19 protein-coding genes, 1 tRNA gene and 1 pseudogene are annotated in these 20,043 nt (G+C 54.4%); 9 read left to right on the forward strand and 12 right to left on the reverse strand.

The genetic code is table 11. The features are described from left to right. The first annotated feature begins 19 nt into the window (after positions 1–19). Entirely contained in the window at positions 20–2,650 is a 2,631-nt protein-coding gene (locus tag LG374_RS11400) for a WG repeat-containing protein (RefSeq protein ID WP_225757813.1), read from the forward strand. Between the two features lie 157 nt (positions 2,651–2,807). Next, positions 2,808–5,432, forward strand: a complete 2,625-nt coding sequence (locus LG374_RS11405; RefSeq protein WP_225757814.1) for a WG repeat-containing protein — start codon at positions 2,808–2,810, stop codon at positions 5,430–5,432. 130 nt (positions 5,433–5,562) lie between these two features. Here LG374_RS11405 and LG374_RS11410 read toward each other — a convergent pair whose 3' ends face one another. Beyond that, complete coding sequence (locus tag LG374_RS11410) at positions 5,563–6,261, reverse strand: MBL fold metallo-hydrolase (protein WP_225757815.1); 699 nt, start codon at positions 6,259–6,261, stop codon at positions 5,563–5,565. 8 nt (positions 6,262–6,269) lie between these two features. Next, positions 6,270–6,740: an SsrA-binding protein SmpB gene (smpB, locus tag LG374_RS11415; protein WP_006986951.1), complete on the reverse strand. Its 471-nt coding sequence runs from the start codon at positions 6,738–6,740 to the stop codon at positions 6,270–6,272. 40 nt (positions 6,741–6,780) lie between these two features. On the opposite strand from smpB, the gene LG374_RS11420 reads away from it, so the two are divergent. Further along, positions 6,781–7,221, forward strand: a complete 441-nt coding sequence (locus LG374_RS11420; RefSeq protein WP_225757816.1) for a type II toxin-antitoxin system RatA family toxin — start codon at positions 6,781–6,783, stop codon at positions 7,219–7,221. Continuing rightward, a complete protein-coding gene (locus tag LG374_RS11425; RefSeq protein WP_115611802.1) occupies positions 7,202–7,480 on the forward strand; it encodes an RnfH family protein in 279 nt (92 codons plus the stop codon). Before LG374_RS11420 ends, LG374_RS11425 begins: the two co-directional genes overlap by 20 nt. 299 nt (positions 7,481–7,779) lie before the next feature. Here LG374_RS11425 and LG374_RS11430 read toward each other — a convergent pair whose 3' ends face one another. From LG374_RS11430 to LG374_RS11440, 3 genes are all read right to left on the reverse strand, one after another. Continuing rightward, positions 7,780–8,694 carry an OmpA family protein gene (locus LG374_RS11430; RefSeq protein ID WP_225757817.1) on the reverse strand — a complete coding sequence of 305 codons (915 nt, stop codon included), beginning with the start codon at positions 8,692–8,694 and terminating at the stop codon, positions 7,780–7,782. A 146-nt stretch (positions 8,695–8,840) separates the two neighbouring features. Beyond that, positions 8,841–9,614: a methyltransferase domain-containing protein gene (locus LG374_RS11435; protein ID WP_225757818.1), complete on the reverse strand. Its 774-nt coding sequence runs from the start codon at positions 9,612–9,614 to the stop codon at positions 8,841–8,843. A 64-nt stretch (positions 9,615–9,678) separates the two neighbouring features. Beyond that, positions 9,679–9,755: transfer RNA gene (locus LG374_RS11440), tRNA-Pro, on the reverse strand. Between the two features lie 179 nt (positions 9,756–9,934). Here LG374_RS11440 and LG374_RS11445 point away from each other — a divergent pair. Continuing rightward, on the forward strand, positions 9,935–10,606 hold the full coding sequence (locus tag LG374_RS11445; protein WP_225757819.1) for a hypothetical protein: 672 nt from the start codon (positions 9,935–9,937) through the stop codon (positions 10,604–10,606). Beyond that, positions 10,585–11,079, forward strand: a complete 495-nt coding sequence (locus tag LG374_RS11450; protein WP_225757820.1) for a hypothetical protein — start codon at positions 10,585–10,587, stop codon at positions 11,077–11,079. Before LG374_RS11445 ends, LG374_RS11450 begins: the two co-directional genes overlap by 22 nt. 247 nt (positions 11,080–11,326) lie before the next feature. Here the strand turns inward: LG374_RS11450 and LG374_RS11455 are convergent, their stop codons facing one another. Together LG374_RS11455 and LG374_RS11460 are read right to left on the reverse strand one after the other, a co-directional pair. Next, positions 11,327–11,995 (reverse strand): hypothetical protein, encoded by a 669-nt coding sequence (locus LG374_RS11455; protein ID WP_225757821.1) that lies wholly within the window; start codon positions 11,993–11,995, stop codon positions 11,327–11,329. Positions 11,996–12,102: 107 nt separating this feature from the next. Beyond that, positions 12,103–12,222 (reverse strand): annotated as a pseudogene (locus LG374_RS11460) (carbamoyl-phosphate synthase domain-containing protein); the annotation flags it as partial. A 104-nt stretch (positions 12,223–12,326) separates the two neighbouring features. On the opposite strand from LG374_RS11460, the gene LG374_RS11465 reads away from it, so the two are divergent. Together LG374_RS11465 and LG374_RS11470 are read left to right on the forward strand one after the other, a co-directional pair. Further along, positions 12,327–13,832 carry a S41 family peptidase gene (locus LG374_RS11465; protein WP_225757823.1) on the forward strand — a complete coding sequence of 502 codons (1,506 nt, stop codon included), beginning with the start codon at positions 12,327–12,329 and terminating at the stop codon, positions 13,830–13,832. A 300-nt stretch (positions 13,833–14,132) separates the two neighbouring features. Next, positions 14,133–14,657 carry an O-acetyl-ADP-ribose deacetylase gene (locus LG374_RS11470; RefSeq protein WP_225757824.1) on the forward strand — a complete coding sequence of 175 codons (525 nt, stop codon included), beginning with the start codon at positions 14,133–14,135 and terminating at the stop codon, positions 14,655–14,657. Positions 14,658–14,696: 39 nt separating this feature from the next. On the opposite strand, the gene LG374_RS11475 is transcribed toward LG374_RS11470, so the two are convergent. From LG374_RS11475 to LG374_RS11490, 4 genes are all read right to left on the reverse strand, one after another. Then, complete coding sequence (locus tag LG374_RS11475) at positions 14,697–15,536, reverse strand: ABC transporter ATP-binding protein (RefSeq protein WP_225757825.1); 840 nt, start codon at positions 15,534–15,536, stop codon at positions 14,697–14,699. Beyond that, a complete protein-coding gene (locus LG374_RS11480) occupies positions 15,526–16,386 on the reverse strand; it encodes an SDR family oxidoreductase (protein ID WP_225757826.1) in 861 nt (286 codons plus the stop codon). The genes LG374_RS11475 and LG374_RS11480 overlap by 11 nt, the downstream gene beginning before the upstream one ends. A 21-nt stretch (positions 16,387–16,407) precedes the next feature. After that, on the reverse strand, positions 16,408–16,881 hold the full coding sequence (locus LG374_RS11485) for an OsmC family protein (protein ID WP_225757827.1): 474 nt from the start codon (positions 16,879–16,881) through the stop codon (positions 16,408–16,410). A 64-nt stretch (positions 16,882–16,945) separates the two neighbouring features. Continuing rightward, positions 16,946–17,866 carry a LysR substrate-binding domain-containing protein gene (locus LG374_RS11490; RefSeq protein ID WP_370639347.1) on the reverse strand — a complete coding sequence of 307 codons (921 nt, stop codon included), beginning with the start codon at positions 17,864–17,866 and terminating at the stop codon, positions 16,946–16,948. 128 nt (positions 17,867–17,994) lie between these two features. Between LG374_RS11490 and LG374_RS11495 the strand changes: the two genes are divergently transcribed. Continuing rightward, positions 17,995–18,390, forward strand: coding sequence for a hypothetical protein (locus LG374_RS11495; RefSeq protein ID WP_225757829.1), 396 nt, complete (start codon positions 17,995–17,997; stop codon positions 18,388–18,390). 462 nt (positions 18,391–18,852) lie between these two features. On the opposite strand, the gene LG374_RS11500 is transcribed toward LG374_RS11495, so the two are convergent. Then, positions 18,853–20,028 (reverse strand): AAA family ATPase, encoded by a 1,176-nt coding sequence (locus LG374_RS11500; protein WP_225757830.1) that lies wholly within the window; start codon positions 20,026–20,028, stop codon positions 18,853–18,855. Positions 20,029–20,043 lie beyond the last annotated feature (15 nt).

The following is a 20,043-nucleotide window of genomic DNA, read 5'->3' on the forward strand; positions in this document are numbered from 1 at the left end:
GTTTATGAGGGAATCGAACATGCTCCGCTCTTCCGCCGCCTTGCTGGCCGTAGCGCTTGCTTTGCCGCAGACGTACGCTGCTGTGAATCACAAGTATCAGCCGATTGATACGAATTATCCCGTCCCGGCTGAAAACGTCCTCTGGGTTGCCGCTGATGCCCCGGCTGGTGGTGATGGCAGTCGCGACAAGCCGCTCGGTTCTATTCGCACCGCCGTGCAGCGGGCGACGGATGGCACGACCATCGTTCTGAAGAGCGGGGCATACCGCGAGCCGCATTTTTTTGTGGACAAGAACCACATCACCCTGCAAGCCGAACCGCATGGTGATGTCTGGCTGAAAGGCAGCACCGTTGTCCCTGCCGAGCGCTTTGAGAAGGAGGGCAATCTCTGGAAGGTGACGGGGGATTTCCAGAATTTCTGCCACGTCTGCACACTTTCTGCAGATCCGGCGCTTGCCAAAATGTCGGCCTATCCGGAGCAGGTGTTTATCAACGATGAGCCGCTGCGCCAGGTACTCAGCAAGAATGAAGTGACGGCGGGGACGTTTTATGTGGAAGACAAAACGCCGACCACACTGAAAGACCCGAAGAATAATCGCGCCGGCTACAACATCGGCGAGCAGGACGAGATTACTTATTACCTCGGCAGCGATCCCGCTTCCGGCACGGTGGAAATCAGTGAACGCAGCCGCGCCTTTAGCACTTATGGTCGCAAGCATCACTTCACCATGCGCGGCATCAACATCTCGCAGTTTTCGCCGAACCATGTCTGGAATTTCAAGGATCCGCGCCTTGATGATAAGAGCGGCCCGGCGGCGTTGGTGGTGGCCAGCAGCAACTCGTTGGTGGAAAACGGCATCTTCGCGCAGAACACCAGCTCTGCCCTTGCCATCATTGAGAATAACGGCTCACGTGTGGCAGGCAACCGCTTCGTCGATAACGGCGGCGCGGGCACTGGCGGCAACTATGCGCACAATGTCATCTTTGAAAACAACTACTTCGCCAATAACAACCTTGACGGTTACCCGACCAACGGCACCATCTGCCAAGCTTACTGCGGCTTCGCCCACCTGAAAATCACCCACGTCGTGAACACGGTTTTCCGTAACAACATCATTGACGACAGCATGCGTCCGCCCACGACCGATCCTGCCAACCGTGACGAACAGTTACCCGGCTTCTGGTGCGATGAAGGCTGCATCGACGCAAAAATCACCAACAACTTCTTCACCAACGTGCCGCTGGCTATCTTCTACGAAGTCTCCGATCGCGGCATCATCGCCTCGAACATCATCGAAAACGGCGCGGTCGGTATCTCACTTTCCGGCTCCAGCAACACCCGCGTGTACAACAACACCATCTCGCGCACCTTCCACCCCATCCGTTTGCGCGAAGACGACCGTCTCGGCGGCTGTAACCGGTTCAGACACGGCAAATGCGAAATCGAAGAAAAATGGTCGAAAGGCAAAAATCTCAGTTGGGCGCAAACCGGCACGGAAATCTACAACAACATCCTCTCCTCGCGCGCCTTCCATCCGCAGGACAGTGGCGGCCCGCACTATGCCTACCCGCTGCGCACCGTCGGCGGCATAGATCAGGATGGGCAGCGCAAAACCTTCACCAACGATATGTTCAAAGGGTTGGACTACAACGCCTATTACCGCAGCAGCCTGGAGAACGAGCCCTACGTCATCACCTGGGATCTGCCCGAAGTGGATAACCCGCTCAACCTGCTCTTTGTGCGCACCGCCGACCTCGCCACGCACGGCAAAGTCAACAAAAAAATCAACGGACTGGAACGCCATGCGCTTGATCTTTTCGGCAGCCGCGCGGAAAACCCCTTCTTTATCCGCGAAGCCGCAGGCAATCAGGACTACAAACAAAGTAACTACCACCTGCGTGCCGACAGTCCGGCCAAAGGCAGCGGTAAAGCCCTGCCGCTTGATATTGCCCGCGCCATCGACCCCAGCGGCAGCATCAAATCGGGCGTGGCAGTAGATAGAGGCGCACTGATGAACATCATGATGGACGCTACCGGCGGTGCAGCCGCCCCTGAGCGGACAACTGCTGCCCATAATCAGCGTCGGCATAGCGCCGCGCCGGCAGCCGCGCATCGCGTAGCGCAGAGCACAACGGTAAACACCGACAGCGGCATTGCCAACGTAGACAGCCGGACGATCAGCGACAATCCCGCGCTTTCCTACTACGGCATGACCGGCAATGCGGGCGATGGCACCGGCAGGCAACGCTTCACTATCAACGTCAGTGACAATGCGTCTGCTATCGTCGCCGCTACGCGCAGCAATATGGGCGTTTTGCCGGACAGCCGCCTGCCACATTACCGCTATGACCGCATCCGCCCGTACAGCGAAGGCATGGCTGCGGTGGAGAAAAATGGCCGCTGGGGTTTCATTGATCAAAAAGGACGGGAGATTGTCAGGCCGCAGTATCAGGACGTGCTGCCCTATGGCGAGTCGCGCGCGGCGGTAAAAAAAGGCAATCAGTGGGGCTTCATCGACAAACGCGGCAAAGAGACCATCAAACCGCAGTACGACACCGTCTGGTCATACAAAGATGGCCGTGCCACTGTGGAAAAAGACGGCAAACGCCACGCCCTTGACATTAACGGCAACCCCATCAATACCCCTTAAAAACTGTTAACGACCTCAGCCTGCCAGGAATTTTGCCCGGCGGGCTATCGTCGTTAACATAACCACGGGCGTGTATACCACGTCTGCATTTGTCAAAACTGTAACTCGGGAGCAATCCATGAAAGGTCGTCTATTATTTCGACGCGTTCTACTATCCATGACGCTGATATCAGCGGCATCACAGGTAGCGCATGCCCGGCTGAATCATCAGTACCAGGCAGCAGATACCAATTACCCCGTCCCCGCACAAAACGTCTTGTGGGTCGCACCAAGCGAGAATCCCAATCTCTGGCGGCCGAAAGGGAAAGGAACACGTAACGAACCATTCGACTCCATCAAGGCAGCCATATCTAGAGCTAGTGATGGCACAACCATCATCCTGAAAAGTGGTATCTATCGCGAACCGCACTTCTTCATCACCAAAAACAACATCACCCTGCAAGCTGAGCCGCATGGTGAAGTGTGGCTGAAAGGCAGCAGGGTTGTACCCAGCAAAAATTGGCAAAAAGAAGGGGGCGTCTGGAAAGTCACCGGCGACTTCCAAAATTTCTGCCACGTCTGCACCCTTTCCGCCGATCCGGCGCTGGCCAAAATGTCCGCCTATCCCGAACAGGTCTTTATCAACGACCGTCCCCTGCGCCAGGTCTTGCGCAGACAGGACGTCGTTGCCGGTACCTTCTACGTGGAAGATAAAACGCCGACTACCCTGAAAAACCCCAAAAACAACCGCTTTGGCTACAACATCGGTGCACAGGACAACATCACCTACTACATCGGCAGCAATCCGGCTTCCGGTACCGTGGAAATATCCGACCGCTCCCGTGCCTTTACCACCGTCGGCAAACATTTCATCATGCGCGGCATCAACGTTTCGCAGTATTCGCCGAATCAGGTCTGGGCCTTCAATGACCCGCGTATGGGCGACATCAGCGGACCTATTGCCGTCAGCATCAATGGCGATAACAGCGTGGTGGAAAACGGCATCTTTGCACAAAATACCAGCTCTGCCCTGGCCGTCTTCCAAAACAGCAATACCCGAATCGTGAACAACCGCTTCGTGGATAACGGCGGCTCCGGTAGCGGTGGCAACTACGCGCATAACGTCGTCTTTGAAAATAACCATTTCGCCAACAACAACCTGGACGGTTACCCGACCCGGGGCTCAGAATGCGGTGCTTACTGCGGCCTTGCACACATCAAAATTACCCACTCGCTCAACGTCGTCTTCCGCAACAACGTCATAGATGACAGCGCCCAATCGCCCGCTATTGAGCCGAACAACCTGCGCAACAACCATCTGCCCGGTTTCTGGTGCGATGAAGGTTGCATCAACGCCCAAATCACCAATAACTTCTTCACCAATGTGCCGACCGGTATCTTCTACGAAGTCTCTGACAGCGGCATCATCGCCTCCAACATTATCGAAGGCGGCGGCATCGGCATCAGCCTCTCCGGCTCCAGCAACACCCGCGTGTACAACAACACCATCTCACGCACCTTCCATCCTATCCGTCTGCGTGAAGATGACCGCATCGGTGGCTGCAACCATTACAAACACGGCAAATGCCTGTCCGAAGAAAAATGGTCGAAAGGCAAAAACCTCAGTTGGGCACAGACCGGCACGGAAATCTACAACAACATCATCTCCTCCCGCCCCTTCATGCCCAATGACGGCTCTGGCCCGTACTACGCCTACCCGCTGCGTACCGAAGGCGGTGTTGACCAGGACGGCAAGCGGAAAACCCACACCAATGACATGTTCAAGGGGCTGGACTACAACGCCTACTACCGTAGCAGTCCGCAGAACGAGCCTCACCTCATCACCTGGGATCTGCCCGAAATGGATTACCCGCTCAACCTGCTCTTCAAACGTGCCGCTGATCTCGCCAAGCACCCGAAAGTAAATCAGAACATCGTTGGCTTGGAGCGTCACGCACTGGATCTCTTTGGTAGCCGGGCGCAAAACCCCTACTTTATCCACGAAGCCCAGGACAACCGGGCCTACAAACAAAGCGACTATCGCCTGCGTGACAACAGCCCGGCACGCCGTAGCGGCAGAATGCTGCCATACAGCGTTGCCCGTGCTATCGATCCCAGTGGCAAAACCGTCAAACCCTGGGAAATCGTGGATCGCGGTGCGCTTATGAACATCAAAAAGAGCGCGATCCCCAGAGCAGCGCTGCAACACCCAGGTATCGCTGCCGCACCGCGTGCATTAAAAGCCACACCGCATAACGCCCGAAATGCTGTAGCGGCAAACAGCGCGATGGATAACGCTGCCCGTGGCAACAGCGCAAGCCTCAAAAGCACGCCAAACCAGCCTTACAGCCTGAGCGGTAGTGGCAAAAATGGCGACGTTAACGGCAATACAGGCGGACAAAATCTCGCCGTCAATAGCACTAACAACGCGCCAGCTATCGCCGCCGCTAATCGCGGCAATATGGGCGTTTTGCCAGACAGCAATCTGCCACATTCCCGCTATAACCGTATCCGCCCGTATAGTGAAGGTATGGCTGCCGTGGAAAAAAATGGCCGCTGGGGCTTTATTGATCAGAAAGGTCGGGAGATCGTTAGACCGCAGTATCAAGATGTGTTGTCCTATGGCGAATCCCGCGCGGCGGTGAAAAAAGATGGTCAGTGGGGTTTTGTCGATAAACGCGGTAAAGAGACTGTCAAACCGCAGTACGACAACGTCTGGTCATACAAAGACGGTCGCGCTACCGTAGAAAAAGACGGCAAACGCCGCGCACTGGATCTCAATGGCAACGAAGTCTCGCCATAAAGTTTGAACCGCTTGACGGCAACCCATGGCAGGGGTTGCCGTCTGGCATCAGTGCTATACGATTTCGCCCCGCTATGCATTTGCTTGGCGGGGCGAATTTTTGTGGCGCGGCATTAACCGCTGATGCTAATTAACTGTGCAACACAGCATCAAGTTCGGCGCGGCTGATCGGGCCGTAGGGCGTGTGGCGGGTTTTGCCCGCAATTTCCATGCGGTAGCGGACAAAATCGGCCTCGTTGTCGATCATCAGGAAGGGGTTACCCGCAAGCTGTTCGCCAAGGGTGCTTGTTTCCGCAATGCCGTAGTTATGGCCGACGTACAGGGTGGTTTCGGGCGGCAGCGTCTTCAGTTTTTGCAAGCTGTGGAAGAGCGCATGCGGGTCACTACCTTTGAGGTCGGCACGGCCGCAGCCGTAGATAAAGAGGGTGTCGCCGGTGATGAGATCGCCGCCAATGTGGTAGCAGCAACCACCGGGGGTGTGGCCGGGGGTTTTGATGATGCCGATGCTGGTGTTGGCAAAGGCGATTTCGTCACCGTCGGTGAGGAGGATGGCATCTTCAGGGCAATCCGGCCAGTGCGGGTGTTCATCCTCGCTGATGAAGAGGCTGACGCGCTCGCCATAGAGTTCGGATACGGCATTGACGTGGTCGTGGTGACTGTGGGTGATGAGGATGCCGGTCAGCGTCAGGCCTTCTTCAGCCAGCACTTCATGGATGCCTTCCGCGTCCCAGGCGGGATCGACCACAAAGGCTTCGTTGCGCTTGCGGTCGGCGAGGATGTGAATGAAGTTGTCATGGTCTTCGACGATGAGGGTGATGATGTCGTACATGGTGGTTCTCAATGGATTTTCATGAGGCGTTCTTTCTGTCGTGACCAGTCGCGGTCTTTCTCGCTGGCGCGTTTGTCGAAGGCTTTTTTACCTTTGGCAATGGCAAGGTTCACCTTGACGTAGCCGTTTTTCCAGTAGAGGTTGACGGGGACAAGGGTGTAGCCGTCGCGCTGCGCCGCGCCGATGAGTTTGGCGATTTCACGGCCATGCAAGAGCAGCTTGCGGGTGCGCGAGGGATCAGCGATAACGTGGGTGGAAGCGGCTGGCAGCGGGGTGATGTAGGCGCCGAAGAGGTAGATTTCCCGATCCTTGACGAGGATGTGGCTTTCCTTGATTTGCACGCGCCCGGCGCGTAGGGCTTTCACTTCCCAGCCCATCAGCGATATGCCGGCTTCGAAATGTTCTTCGAGAAAGTAGTCGTGGAAGGCTTTGCGGTTGGTGATGATGTTGTTGTCGGTCTCTTTGCTTTTCTTGCTCATGGGGTAGAATGCCGCGCAGTTATTGAGATGGGGGCGTATTGTGCCACAAATACACAAGTCAAAAAGACTGCCATACTCGCCCGCCCAGATGTTTGATTTGGTGGCGGATGTTGCACGTTATCCGGAATTTTTGCCGTGGTGTGCCGAAGGGCGGCAGGTCAGTCGCACGGAAAACGAGCTGGTCGGCAAAATTACCGCGCAGAAGGGCGCTTTCCGTAAGTCGTTCACGACGCGCAACCCATTCGATTACCCCCACTGGATGAACATTACTTTGGTTGAAGGCCCCTTCCGCCATCTGCGCGGGCGCTGGGAATTCCGCCCGCTGGATGATGGCGGCTGCGAGGTGCATTACTCAATGGATTTTGAAGTGCCGCTGCTGCTTGCGCCGATTTTTGGTGGCCTGATGGAATATATGACGAACACAATGGTGGACGCTTTCGCCCGCCGCGCGGAAGCGATGTATGGCCACCATCCGCGTTGAAGTCGCTTATGCCGAGTCCGAGCGGCAGAAAATCATCACTCTGACCATGAACGAGGGTGCGACGTTGCAACAGGCGGTAGAGCGCTCTGGTATGGTGCGTTTCTTCCCGCATCTGGATGTGTCAAAAGCGGATTTCGGTGTGTTCAGTCTGCCGCGCTCGCGTGATTATGTGCTGCGCGACGGCGACCGCGTTGAGATTTACCGCCCGCTGATTGCTGATCCAAAGGAGATGCGGCGGCAGCGAGCAAGGAAGCATTAAAAAAGCCGGGGAATCCCCGGCTTTTTTGTGAGCAGAAGAACGTTTCGGGTACATTGCTGCTCGCGTCGGTTCTCTATTCATATAGTTAAACATCTAAAAAATCGTAACGGCGTTGCGCCGCCTGACCGGGCCCCATAAAAATCGCGTAGCGATTTTTATGGGAACCCGCCGTACTACCTGTATTGTCTGCGGCGGCGTGCCTTGTTACGCTTTTTTATCTATTCAACTATACACATGGGCTGCTGTGGAGAAACAGCATCAAAAAAGCGCCCCAGTGGGGCGCTTTTGCAGGCGGCAACTCAGTGCATATTTTTGCCGTACAGTTTGATTTCGACGCGGCGGTTCGGCTGGTCGCAGGCGGCACGGGCCTTGGCGTTACGCGGATAACGGGCGCGGCAGTCGCTGACGACGAGACCGGTTTCGCCGTGACCACGTGCTTTGAGCGAGGAAGGACTGAAACCGTTTTCGACCAGCACGCGTTTGACGGTCTGCGCGCGGCGTTGCGAGAGACGCTGGTTGTAAGCAGGTTTGCCTTCGGGGTCAGCGTAGCCGTCAATGTAGATAACGCTGGTCGCATCGCGATATTGATAGGAGTCAGCGGCGATTTCTTTCAGGCGCTGCTTGCCTTCGGGCAACATGTTGGCGTAGTCGTAGCGGTCGAATTTGAACAGGGTGGAGATGTCGATGTTGTATTGCTGCACGAGTTCCGGCGCACAACTGCGGTTCTGCTCAAGGCGCGGCAGGGTATGAGTCTGTTCGCGCAGTTGGCCAAGTTCTTGACTGGCAGTAGCACGGTTCACCGCTTGCAGGGTCGGCCCCATGCCGCCGTCAATGACGCGGAAGAAGCTGACGTAGCCTTGTGGCAGGTCGTAAAACTCGCCTGCACCCGCTTTGATGTTGTAGGCGGTATCCTGCCCGGTATAGGCCGAGGCCAGACGCTGGTTGTAGGGGCAGAGTTCAGCATAGCGGTAGCCGCCCGGCAGCAGTGAAGCAAGGTATTCGCCGTTGACGTACACGTTCGCCGCCGGACCGCCGGCTCCGGCGGGGCGGTAGAACATGGCGCCCGCCCAGCCGGGGTTGACTGCTTCGTTGGCCGGAGCCGGTGCGCCGAAGGTTTGCCATTGTTCGGCCAGTTCCGGCATCTGCGCTCCGCTTTGAGCGGCAAACAGCCCGGTTATCAGGACGGCGGAGAATATCTTTGCGTTTTTTTTCATCGCGTTTTTCCTTTGTAAACTTTTGTGTCCGTACCGCGGCAGCGGTAATTATTTATTCATGACTATGCAACGTGGCAATACTAAAACTTTCACTACAGCTTGTCAAAAACCCTTTGCAGGCAAATACTTGGGCGGCGGCAAGTCATTCAACCCGTCGTGTTTTTACAGCGTAGTTCATGAATATAGCGGGCGACATTCAGGTAATGCGGCTCTGTGGACAGGGCAAGTTCGCGGGCGGTAATTTCATCTGCGCTGTGGCGGGCGCGATCATGCGGTTTCATATAATCATAAAAACAGCGGATAGCCGAGCGACGGACAGGATACAGCGAAAGATTATCCAATGCCGCCCCAACTTCTTCCGGGGAACGCGGATGCGTGGGCGTCAGTTTCGCTGTTTTCCGGTAAGGTCGAAGATCGCGATCCAGATAGGCAAAGTTGCCGAAAACATGCTGGGCGAAGCGCAGGGCATATGCGTTGTAGTACATCAGCGAAAAATACCCGCCCGGGCGAATGCGGGCGGCGCAGGAAGCAAGCAGTTCTGCACCGTTTTCGACCCATTCCAGCACAGCGTGACAGCAGACAAGATCGTATTGAGCTCCACCCAGTGCCGCTTCCAGAGCGAAAGCATCCGCTTGAACGAAGGTGGCGGACACATTCAGTGCCTGCGCAGCAGCGCGCCCTTCATCCAGCAGCACTTGCGAAACATCGACGACGGTCACGTCGTGTCCCAATTCCGCATACCACAGCGCCATGTGCCCCGCGCCGCCGCCGATGTCGAGGATACGCAACGGTTCTGCCGTCAGCAGCGGTTGCAGGTCGCGTTGCAGTACGGCCAGACGGATACGCCCCTTGACGGTGGCGTAGATGTTTTTCAGGAAATGTGCGCCGATACGGTCAAAAAGCGCGTCGTTTGTCGTCATCTTTCACGTGGCATATCAGGCATAAAAAAATCGGGCCTAAGCCCGATGAGAGAGGAATAAATAGTGGTCGGGGAGACAGGATTTGAACCTGCGACCTCTTCGTCCCGAACGAAGCGCGCTACCAGACTGCGCTACACCCCGAAAGAAGGCGCGGATTATACACGCAAAGAGAGGCATTGCAAGCCGTGATTCGAGGGAAAACGAATCCCCTTGAAAAACCGCATACTGACGCGGGAAAAGCACAAAATGTCGTAAAAACGATACTTGACCACCCACAAAGCAGACGCTACTTTGTGCGCCCCTTCCCGCAGAGCGCATTGATGCAAACAGCCTTTCGATACGGACTCCTCGCCCTCGGCATGTGGCTGTTGGGCGGGTGTAGCAGTTCCCCCGCGCCTTACCAATACGAACACAACAACACCATCGCTCTTGAGTCTATCAGCGGAGACGATAACGTTGACGATTACTACGAATACCCCGCACTTATCAGCATGGAAAATGATGACGCGGGTGCGGCCTTGCCGGTAGAACGCCTGTCGCCACCGCCTGTGCCGGATATCGTTGACCATGACTACGGCAGCGACATCGTCCTGCGCGAAATTCCACGTCCAACTGTCAGTGCCAGCGCATACAGTGGCAGCATCGAGGGTGGTAACGACATCAGCAGCATTGCCCATGCCTACCTCAGCGCCCTTTATCGTGGCGACGGTGAAACTGCCTGGCGCTATGCCTTCGTTCCCTACAATCCCAAGCAAAGCTGGTGGGACGAGAAGACCGCCAAAGGGGCACTCCTGATGAAAGCAGGCAGTAGCGAATACTTCGCTGCCGAAAAACAAGGCGTGCGCGACATTGAAATCACCCCGCAAAGCATCCGCCAGGAAGGTAACGACGCTAGTGTCAACGCCCGCATCCGTTATGGCAATGGCAGCAGCAGCGATCTCAAACTGAAAATGACGAACCAGGGGGGCAAATGGCTCGTTCCACAAGAATAAAAGCACTCATCTGCGCCTGCGCCCTGAGCCTTGCCGCTTGTGCCACCTTGCCGGGCGGTTCGGAAAAAGAAGTTGGCAAAACCGCCGAGCACTTCATGCAAACCCTTGTCCACAGCGCCAAAGGCCTGGAAAAACAGACCATCGCCGATATCGCCTTTCTTGATAACCACACAGCAAACAGCGAAGAAGGCCAAAAACGCCTGCGCCGTGCCTTGCAAATGATGGGGCAATACCTGCGTCAAGCCTTCACCGAAGCAGGGATTGACAGCGACAAAGCCGTGTTCACCGCAAAAAAAATGGATGTTGAAAACAAAGAGGATGACGAACAGGCGCTCGTCATCCTCTACGCCTATCAGCCGGACAAAAGCAAAGTGGTGGATGGCACTGCGCTTATCACCCGCTGGCGCAAAACTGCCGACGGCTGGAAACTGGACATGAACCCCTATCTCGATAACTTCCGCAGCAGTAAATAACTGGGAAGGGTGATGGCGGAAGGTGGGCAGCCGCCACGCAGGAATGATGTCATAACTATTCCCCACATTGCCGACTGGCTGGGGTGCTGATGCGGTGCTGCCAATCTAGCCCATTCAGGTCAGTGGAGAAATCTTTAATGGTCAAAGAAAAATCTCCTCCCTCGCAAGTGGGGAATACTCCCTTTGATTATCAAGGATTTTTTTGCGTACCAAGACAGTTGGATGCCTATGCTTATTGAGCAGGCATTCAAGTATGTTGTCGAATTTCCATTATTTGCTGGCAATCACTATCGCTTGATGTAATGCGGATGGTGCCTGTTCGCCGACATATGGCCAAGTTTAGGTCGCAATGCCACTGCGGCACGCTACAAGGGGTAAATTCTTCAAGGTCAACGTGCAGGTGCAGAATGGCTATATCTTCTGCGGGGAGAGTAATCGCTTGTACATGGATGATTTCATCCGTGCAGCCCGCCTCACGGCAGTATTGCCATGGTTGCAGGAAATATGTCGCGCAATAGTCAGCAATGTGCTGCTTGATGATGGAAGTCGCAGCGTAGATTTCTGTAATCCAACTCATGTAGGGCGTAAATTCGCCGTTCACGGTACTTGGGCAGTAGATCAATACCCTATCCACTTGATGTTCGGTGATACCTGCTATGTCGGACAAGGCGGCGATTTGGGTGGATGCTGCCATGGGTGGCAGAAACCGATCGTGTGATGACAAGGATATGCCCAGCAGATTTTCAGCTGCTGCTATCGCATGCTCGTGTGTTGTCGCACAGGCAAGAGCGATGATGTGGTCGTCGTAGTGCCCTTGCAGTAGTTGTTCATCTGCCCAGTCAATCAGATATGAATAGGGCAGTGTATTTCGCACTGCGCCAATGTAGTGCCGTAGCAGCGGTAGGCGGTTTTTCATTTCTCCTACTTCTCTTTTATCGCCATCACAAAGCGGCCAAACGGGTTTTTCATATCATGCAGGTTGGGGCTCGCTTCGGAAAGCGAAGACAGGGCGGTGAAGATTTACTGGTATCCGGTCACAGCGGTATGGAAGATGAGTTCGTTGCAACGACTGCGGGTAGCAGCGATGGCGTATCCGCGAAATACACTGTTGTCGGCGAGGGCGAGAATAGCGTTGAGTTGCATAATCAGCAGCTCCAGTCGGCGTAATAACGTGCAGATTATACTGCCATGACATTTAGGGGCGACGCTGCTATGCTGACCGCCCATTTTTTCCGAACTGCCGCACTATGTTCCGTTATCTTCCGCTGGCCGCTGTTTTATTGTCCGCATCTACCTTCGCGCAAAATACCCCGGTAACGGCCAATCCCAACCCGAACAACGGTAACGCATTTGACCTCACCCTCACCTCGCTCGACAGCAGCAAGCCCGATGATGAGATCCCCTTTGAAGCGCTGAAAACCTTTGTTGATGTCTTCGATACCGTGAAAGGCAACTACATCGAAACCATCAGCAACGAAGCGCTGATGGAAAAAGCTATACGCGGAATGCTCGTCCGCCTCGACCCGCACTCGGTCTATATGAATGACAAGGAATACCAGGACTTTGAGCAGCAGAGCGACGGTCAGTACGCCGGCATCGGTGTTGTTCTCGACATCAAGGCGGGTTCAATGCGCGTCGTTTCGGCCATCGAAGGCTCACCTGCCGCCCGTGCCGGTATCCAGAGCGGCGACATCATTGCTCAGGTAAACGGACAAAACGTCGCTGATCTCACCCTGAATGAAACTGCCAAACTGCTCAACGGCGAGGCGGGCACCGAAGTCAAAATCATCGTGCAGCGTGGCGATAGCATTATCGAATACAGCCTGCTGCGCGAAATCATCGCCACCAGCAGCGTCAGCTCGCGCATACTGAACGACGAATACGCCTACCTGCGTATCAGCCAATTCCAGGATGACACCACCGAAGCGCTGGAAAAAGAAGTCGCGGCGCTGCGCGTCAAACACACGCTGCGCGGCGCTATCATCGATCTGCGCAACAACCCCGGCGGCTACCTCGACAGCGCCGTAGCCACCGCTGATCTTTTCCTCAATAACGGTCCCATCCTCTACGTGCGCGGCCGTGATCCCGACCAGGAAGAACAATACCTCGCCAGTGATGGTGACATTCTCGCAGGACTACCCATCGTTGTCTTGGTGGACGAGGGCTCGGCATCCGGCTCGGAAATCGTCGCCGGTGCCCTGCAAGATCAGCGTCGCGCCGTCATCGTTGGCCAGCCGACCTTCGGTAAAGGCAGCGTGCAGACCGTCATCCCGCTCTACCACGGCGGGGCCGTCAAACTTACCACCGCGCACTACTACACCCCGTCCGGCAATTCCATCCAGGCAAAAGGCATCACCCCGCAAGTCATCCTCACCCCGCTACGCGTGCAACCGGCAGAAAACGAAGACATTAGCGAGCGGGAAAGCTCGCTGCCTAACCATCTCGTCAACCCCACCGGACAGACGACCGCTCAAAATCCGCAAAATCCTGATCTCGCCAAACAGGATTTCGCCCTCTACGAAGCGCTGAACGTGCTGAAAACCATGGCTATCCTGCAAGCCACCATTGCCCCGGAAACCCAGCTACCCGACAACGCTGTGCCGCCTGCGGAAGGACAAGCGGCGGATAGTGCCCCCACAACACAGGCTGCAAAGACTGCGGATAATGCCACTAATAAAAACACCGGGAAGACGGAAACAAAACCTGCGGATAAAACAGAAGCGCAGAAAATCCCGGCCGGATTTGGTCGCTGATACGGATCCCGGGAATAAAGCTGAGAAGGCAGCGCAGCGAAAACAGCACAGGTAGTACGACGCGGCTTTCCCATACAAATGGCTGCGCGATTTGTATGGGTGCTCGGCGAGGTACACCAACACTCCCGGATTATTTTCAGGATTGGTATGTAGAGACAGGATGAGGCGTTGGTTCACTTAACGCACAATAAAAAGGATGCTTAGGCATCCTTTTTATATATTAAATATCTAAAAATCGTAACGGACGAGACACGCCAATACATCCGGATGATTTCCGGGACTGGTCTAATAGGAGAATCCATGAACAACACCCACCACAATATCACCATCATCGTCGCTGACATCACCACCCTGCATGTGGATGCCATCGTCAATGCCGCCAACGAAACCCTGCTCGGTGGTGGCGGCGTGGATGGAGCCATCCATCGCGCCGCTGGTCCGGAATTGCTCGAAGAATGCCGTGGGCTCGGTGGCTGCGCGACGGGCGAAGCAAAAATCACCGCCGGTTGCCGCCTGCCTGCCCGCTACATCATCCACACCGTCGGCCCCGTTTGGCACGGCGGCGGACGTCACGAAGCAGCACGCCTTGCCGCAGCTTACGCCAATTCCCTGCGTCTTGCCGCAGCACACCACGTGCGCAGCATCGCCTTTCCCTGTATCAGTACCGGCATCTACGGCTATCCGGCAAAAGAAGCGGCAACCATCGCGCTAAATACCGTGCGCGATACCCTGCCGCAATGCCCGTCTATTGAAACCGTAATTTTCTGCTGTTTTAGTGAAGAAGATGCAGAGATATACCGCGGCATGTGTAGTTGGACGGCTTGATATCCCTCTATCTATAAGCAGCTCTAACGCGCCTCGTATTTATCCCGCTTGCCGGGCGCAGTAAGCCCGTATTTTTGCCCGTTCGGCGCTGCTTAACTGCTCAATCATGGCGATAACGCTGGCAGCGTTGTCGTTCGTCTGCGTCGCGCTAAAGAGTGAGCGCACATAGTCATCTGCCGGATGATTCTGGATGTCCTGCGGTGTTGCGACTTGCACCAGCCGCCCCTGGTGCATCACGCCGATGCGGCAGGCGAGTTTCAGCGCTTCCGCCATGTCGTGGGTGACGAAAACGATGGTGGTGCCGAGTTTTTTATGGATCAACGACACGGCTTCTTGCAGGGAGACGCGAGCGAGCGGGTCGAGAGCGGAAAAGGGTTCGTCCATCAGCAGGATGTCGGGTTTGGCGGCAATGGCGCGCAGGATGCCGACGCGCTGTTGCTCGCCGCCGGAGAGTTCGTGCGGATAGCGGTTTTGGTATTGCGCGGGCGAGAGGCCGACGAGTTCGAGCAGTTCGCTGGCGCGCGCTTTGCGTTGCGCCTTGTCCCAGCCGAGGATGTCGGGCATCAATTCGATGTTCTGCGCAACGGTCATGGTGGGGAAGAGGGCGATTTGTTGCAGCACGTAGCCAATGCGGTGGCGTAGCGGGCGGATGTCGTAGTCCTTGATGCGCCGACCGTTGAAGTACACGTTGCCGTCGGTCGGCTCGGTGAGCGCGTTAATCATGCGCAAGGTGGTGGATTTGCCGCTGCCCGAACCGCCCACCAACACGAAAAACTCGCCTTGATAAATGGTGAGGTTCAGTCCGCTCACGGCGGTATGATTGTCGTAGCGTTTGCTGACGTTTTTGAATTTGATCAGCGGGATGTGTTCAGGCTGCATAAATATCGCTCACGACTTCGGCAAAACGGCGTGGTGCGCGACCCAATAGTTGCGGCAGGTCGTCTGAAACAGTGGCGAGTTCGCCGCCCGCGATCGCGGTGTAGGTGGATACCCACGCTTCGATTTGCCAGGCGGGCGTGTCGGAGTAGTCGCGCTCGCGGCTGGCATAGGCCTCACGAAGGGTTTGGTTGTGGTAGCGGTGCGGTTTGCCGGTGACGTCGCTGAGAATGACGGCGACATCGGTGAAGGTCAGCGCTTCGCTGCCGGTGAGGGTGTAGCTGCGATTGTGGTGGCGGTCGTCGCCAGAAGCGGTGGCGGTGAGGATGTTGGCCGCCGCTTGCGCTACATCCTGCTGCGAGACGCAGGCAACGCGGCCATCGCCCGCAGGGCCGGCGATGATGCCGTCGGCGTTGGCAATCGTCGCTATCATTTCGCTGTAGAAGTTGTCGCGCAGGAAGGTGTAGCGCATGGCAGTTTGCTGGATGGCAGCTTCGGTCGCGGCGTGGGTGCGCGCCAAGGTGAAAGTGCTGCTGGCGCTGGCACCAGCGAAGGACAGATACACCAAATGCTGCACACCCGCCGCTGCTGCCGCGCGTACCAGAGTCAGGTGCTCCTGCTCGCGTGTTGGGCTTTCGGCGGCGGACACCATAAAGAGCACATCCACGCCGCTTAACGCCTGCCGGGCCAGTTCGAAATCGCCGTAGGTAAAGGGGCGTGCTTCGCTAGCGGGCAGATCGGGTGCTTTGGCGGGGTTGCGCAGCGGCAAAATCAGCGGCAAACCGCGTGCGCTGAGGTGGCGGGCGACCATGCCGCCGATGTGGCCGCTTGAACCTGTAATGGCAATTTTCATCGGAACTCCTTCTGCTACATCCTATTTAACGGCAATCTCACATTCGCATTCCACTTCAAAATTCAAAGAATTGGCAATGAAACACAAACGATGGGCTTCGTGGTGCAGGGCTTTAGCTTGTTCAATGTGCTGCGCTTGGGTGATAGTTACCTGTGGCCGCAAGGTGGCTTTGATAAACCTGCCCGGCTGGGTGCTGTCGCCTTCGTCCATCACGGCTTCGGCGTTATCGGTGTAGGCGGTTACGGTAATACCTGCGGCGCTGCACAGGTGCAGATACCAGAGCTTGTGGCAGGCGGAAATGGCCGCAAGCAGCATGTCTTCGGGATTGTGGCGGTTTTTGTCGCCGCGAAAGGCGGGGTCTGACGAGCCCAACAGGTCGGGTTTGCCGGCGATTTTGACGGTGTAATTGCGTGAATAGGCGGTGTAGGACGCAGTGCCTTTACCCAAATTGCCCGTCCATTCCACGGTGGTGCGGTAGGTGTGGTGTTTGCTCATGGGGGTCTCCTTGTTGCTTGGTGATGGGTTTCAATTTATTCGAGTGCAGGCTGCTTTTGGCGTTTCAGGTAGCATTTGGACGATTTTCAAACACCGTATCCGGTCCCCATTCCTCCGCCAAAAAATCCACAAATGCCCGGATTTTCGGGCTGACGGCACGTCCTGCGTAATAGACAGCGTTGAACGGGGTCGGCACGGCAAGTCGGCGGTCGGGAAAGAGTTCCGTCAGTCGTCCTGCTGCCAAATCCGCGTCCACCGTGAAATCGGGCAGGCTGGCGATACCTTGCCCGGACAGGCAGAGCCGTTTGACCGTCTCGCAACTGTCGGCGCAGAGTTTCGGGAGGGCGGTGTATGCCTGTCCGTCGTCGCAGGCGATGTCCCACACGTTCAGCACGCTCGGCTCGCAATAGCCCAGGCAGCAGTGCCGTTCCAATTCGGAAGGGTTCTGCGGCATGCCGTGTTGCGCCAGATAATCGGGCGCGGCGACCACTTTGCGGTAGCTGTCGAAAAGGGGGCGCACGCGCAGGGACGAATCGTCCAGCCGCCCCGCGCGGATGGCGACATCGACCCTGCGTTCAATCAGGTCGATGCGGTTTTCAGACGAGGTCAGCGACACGTCCACCTGCGGATAACGGCGGCAAAACGCCCCGATGAGCGGCACAAGGCGGTTCAACACCAGCGCGGTGGCGGCATCGACACGCAGCAAACCCTGCGGCACGCCGCTTGCCGCGCGGATTTCCGCTTCCGCCTGCGCCATGTCTTCCAGAATCTTTTTGGCGCGGCGGAAATACTGCGCGCCTTCTTCGGTGGTGCTGATTTGTCGCGTGGTGCGGTTGAGCAGAGTAACGCCGAGCTTGGCTTCCAGCCGCTTCACACTGCGGCTGACGGCAGAATTGTCGGTTTCCAGCACTGCCGCCGCGCGGGTAAAGCCACCGTTTTCCACCACGGCAACAAAAAAACGGAGGTCGTCTGAATGGGTTTGCAGAGTCATGAAAGCTGCCTGAAATAACGATATTGTTGTGATTTTAGCAGAAGTGTTTTGTATATTGATGGATTTATCGTCAATAAAAAACCGCCGATAATCCTGTTTTCACACCGCAACAGGAGCAAGAAATGACCTTGAACCAAGATTTGATGAACGCCGTCCGCACCTTGAGCGATGCAGGCTGCCATTACCGTTTGGACGAATTGGCGGGCTGTTACGAGCCTGATTTGCAAATCTTTATTATCCAGCCGGACGGCAATGTGCTGTCGTTCGACTACGAACAGAACATGGCATTTTTCCGCGAACGCCGCGATGCGGGCGCGCCGCCGATTAACACGTCCATTCATTTCAATATCGCCGAAGTGCAGGGCGGCACAGGTTTTGTTACCGCCACCCGCCGCATGGACTTGGGCTCCGGCACGGGCGAGCAGGAAATCGTGTTTACCTTGATGCTGCGTATCGGCAACGACGGCAAATGGCGCGTGTTCCGCGAACACGCGGTGATGACTCTGGGGCGGGGGTAGCTTTGTTTTCCCGCATTTTCAGGTAGCCTTTCAGACGGCCTATCAGGCTACCTGAAAGCGCAGCTTCAACGGCGTTAAAACGGATTTATGCTTCGCCTTCCCAGCCGCCGCGCGTATCTACGCCGGTTTCTTCCGCCAAGCGTTCGATTTTAGCCGTTTGTTCGGCGGTCAGTACCAGTTTGGCGGCATTGTCGATGATGTACATAATCTTTCTTTGCGTTACTGTTGATGGATGAACGTATTATTGCGGCTGGGATTTGGTTGAGTAGGCTGTAAATGGCAAAAGGTTTTTTAGGGAAGGCTAATCATCAGGATAAAAAATGTCGGGCTGGAATGCCTGACAGTGTTGTTCGCTATAAGCAAGTCTGAAAAGTGGACATCAACGAAATCGTCTTCCGCTCGATTTATCAGGAAAGTAGAAAGGCCGTCTGAAATATTGAGTTTCAGACGACTTTTAAACTATTAACTTAATTCAGGTAAAACGGCTTTAATAGCTTGTAATAGGCTACTGTTGGGTACTTTCAGCTGTCGCATTAACCAGTTTTCAAAATCAGGTTTACGAGTACTTTTTAATATTAAAGCTGTTTCGTTCAATAAACCTTTATTTTCATAAATATATAGTAATCTGTCTATGTCCTGATTATTAATATATCCTTGAATTTCATCTTTCATTTCAGAAATCCATTCATTGATTTTAGAATCTGTTAAAGTTAGCACTTCTGAAGTAAGTTTATCTTTCATTTCATTGCTATTCTGTGTATTTGATAAATCGATATTTTTTAGATAATTATCAATTCGCCTATGGATTCTCTTAACAATAAACTTCTCAAACTTATCATCAGATAACTCTTTTTTTATATAGTCAAGTAATCTACCTTTAAATTCTTCTTTTTTATTAATTAAGTCATCACCATCAAAACCTTCTATTTTTAATACTTCATTTGCCACAGAGGGAAGGCTAAATATATTTTCAATTTCAGAATATAGTAGTACTTTGATTCCTTCTCCTTCCAACTTTTGTATTTGAGAGTTATCACGCGTATCTCTATCTACAATCCCTGCACACTTTATATTTAATATAGGCATACCTTTATTTAATTTTCGTAATGCTGAAACAGCCTGAATGACATCTTTGCAAGATCCTTTAGGTATAACTGTCCATTCAGGATAACAAAGGCGATAGGTTTCCATATCTAAACTTGTTTTTTCACCCTCTACAAATAAAATGGGTTTTCTGCTACCTAAAATCAAAGTGATCGTTTGCTCATCAAGCTCGCTATCTGGAATTTCTGAAATATCCCAAGCAGGATCAGAATAATAATTACGAATCACATATTTTTTCGCGACTCTCGTTGCTGCAAATTCAATATCATGCGTAATCATCAAAAAAGAGCAATCAGGACGTAATTTTTCAATTTCATCCCATAAATTAGAAATGATTGATTTGTGAATATGCAATTCTGGTTCATCAAAAATTAAAATAGAACCTTCATTAGCAGAAAGTACTTGCCCTAAAATATAAAAAACAGCACGCTCTCCATCGCTCATTTCTGAAGCAGAATAATCAGCACTTTCAATACCGATAGAAGATACTCTTATATCATCTGACGTTATATGTAATTTTTTAAGCGGTAACAATCGTTCCCATACTTC

This window comes from Cardiobacterium sp. Marseille-Q4385 (genome assembly GCF_916618745.1).
In the GTDB taxonomy this organism is placed as follows: Bacteria; Pseudomonadota; Gammaproteobacteria; order Cardiobacteriales; family Cardiobacteriaceae; genus Cardiobacterium.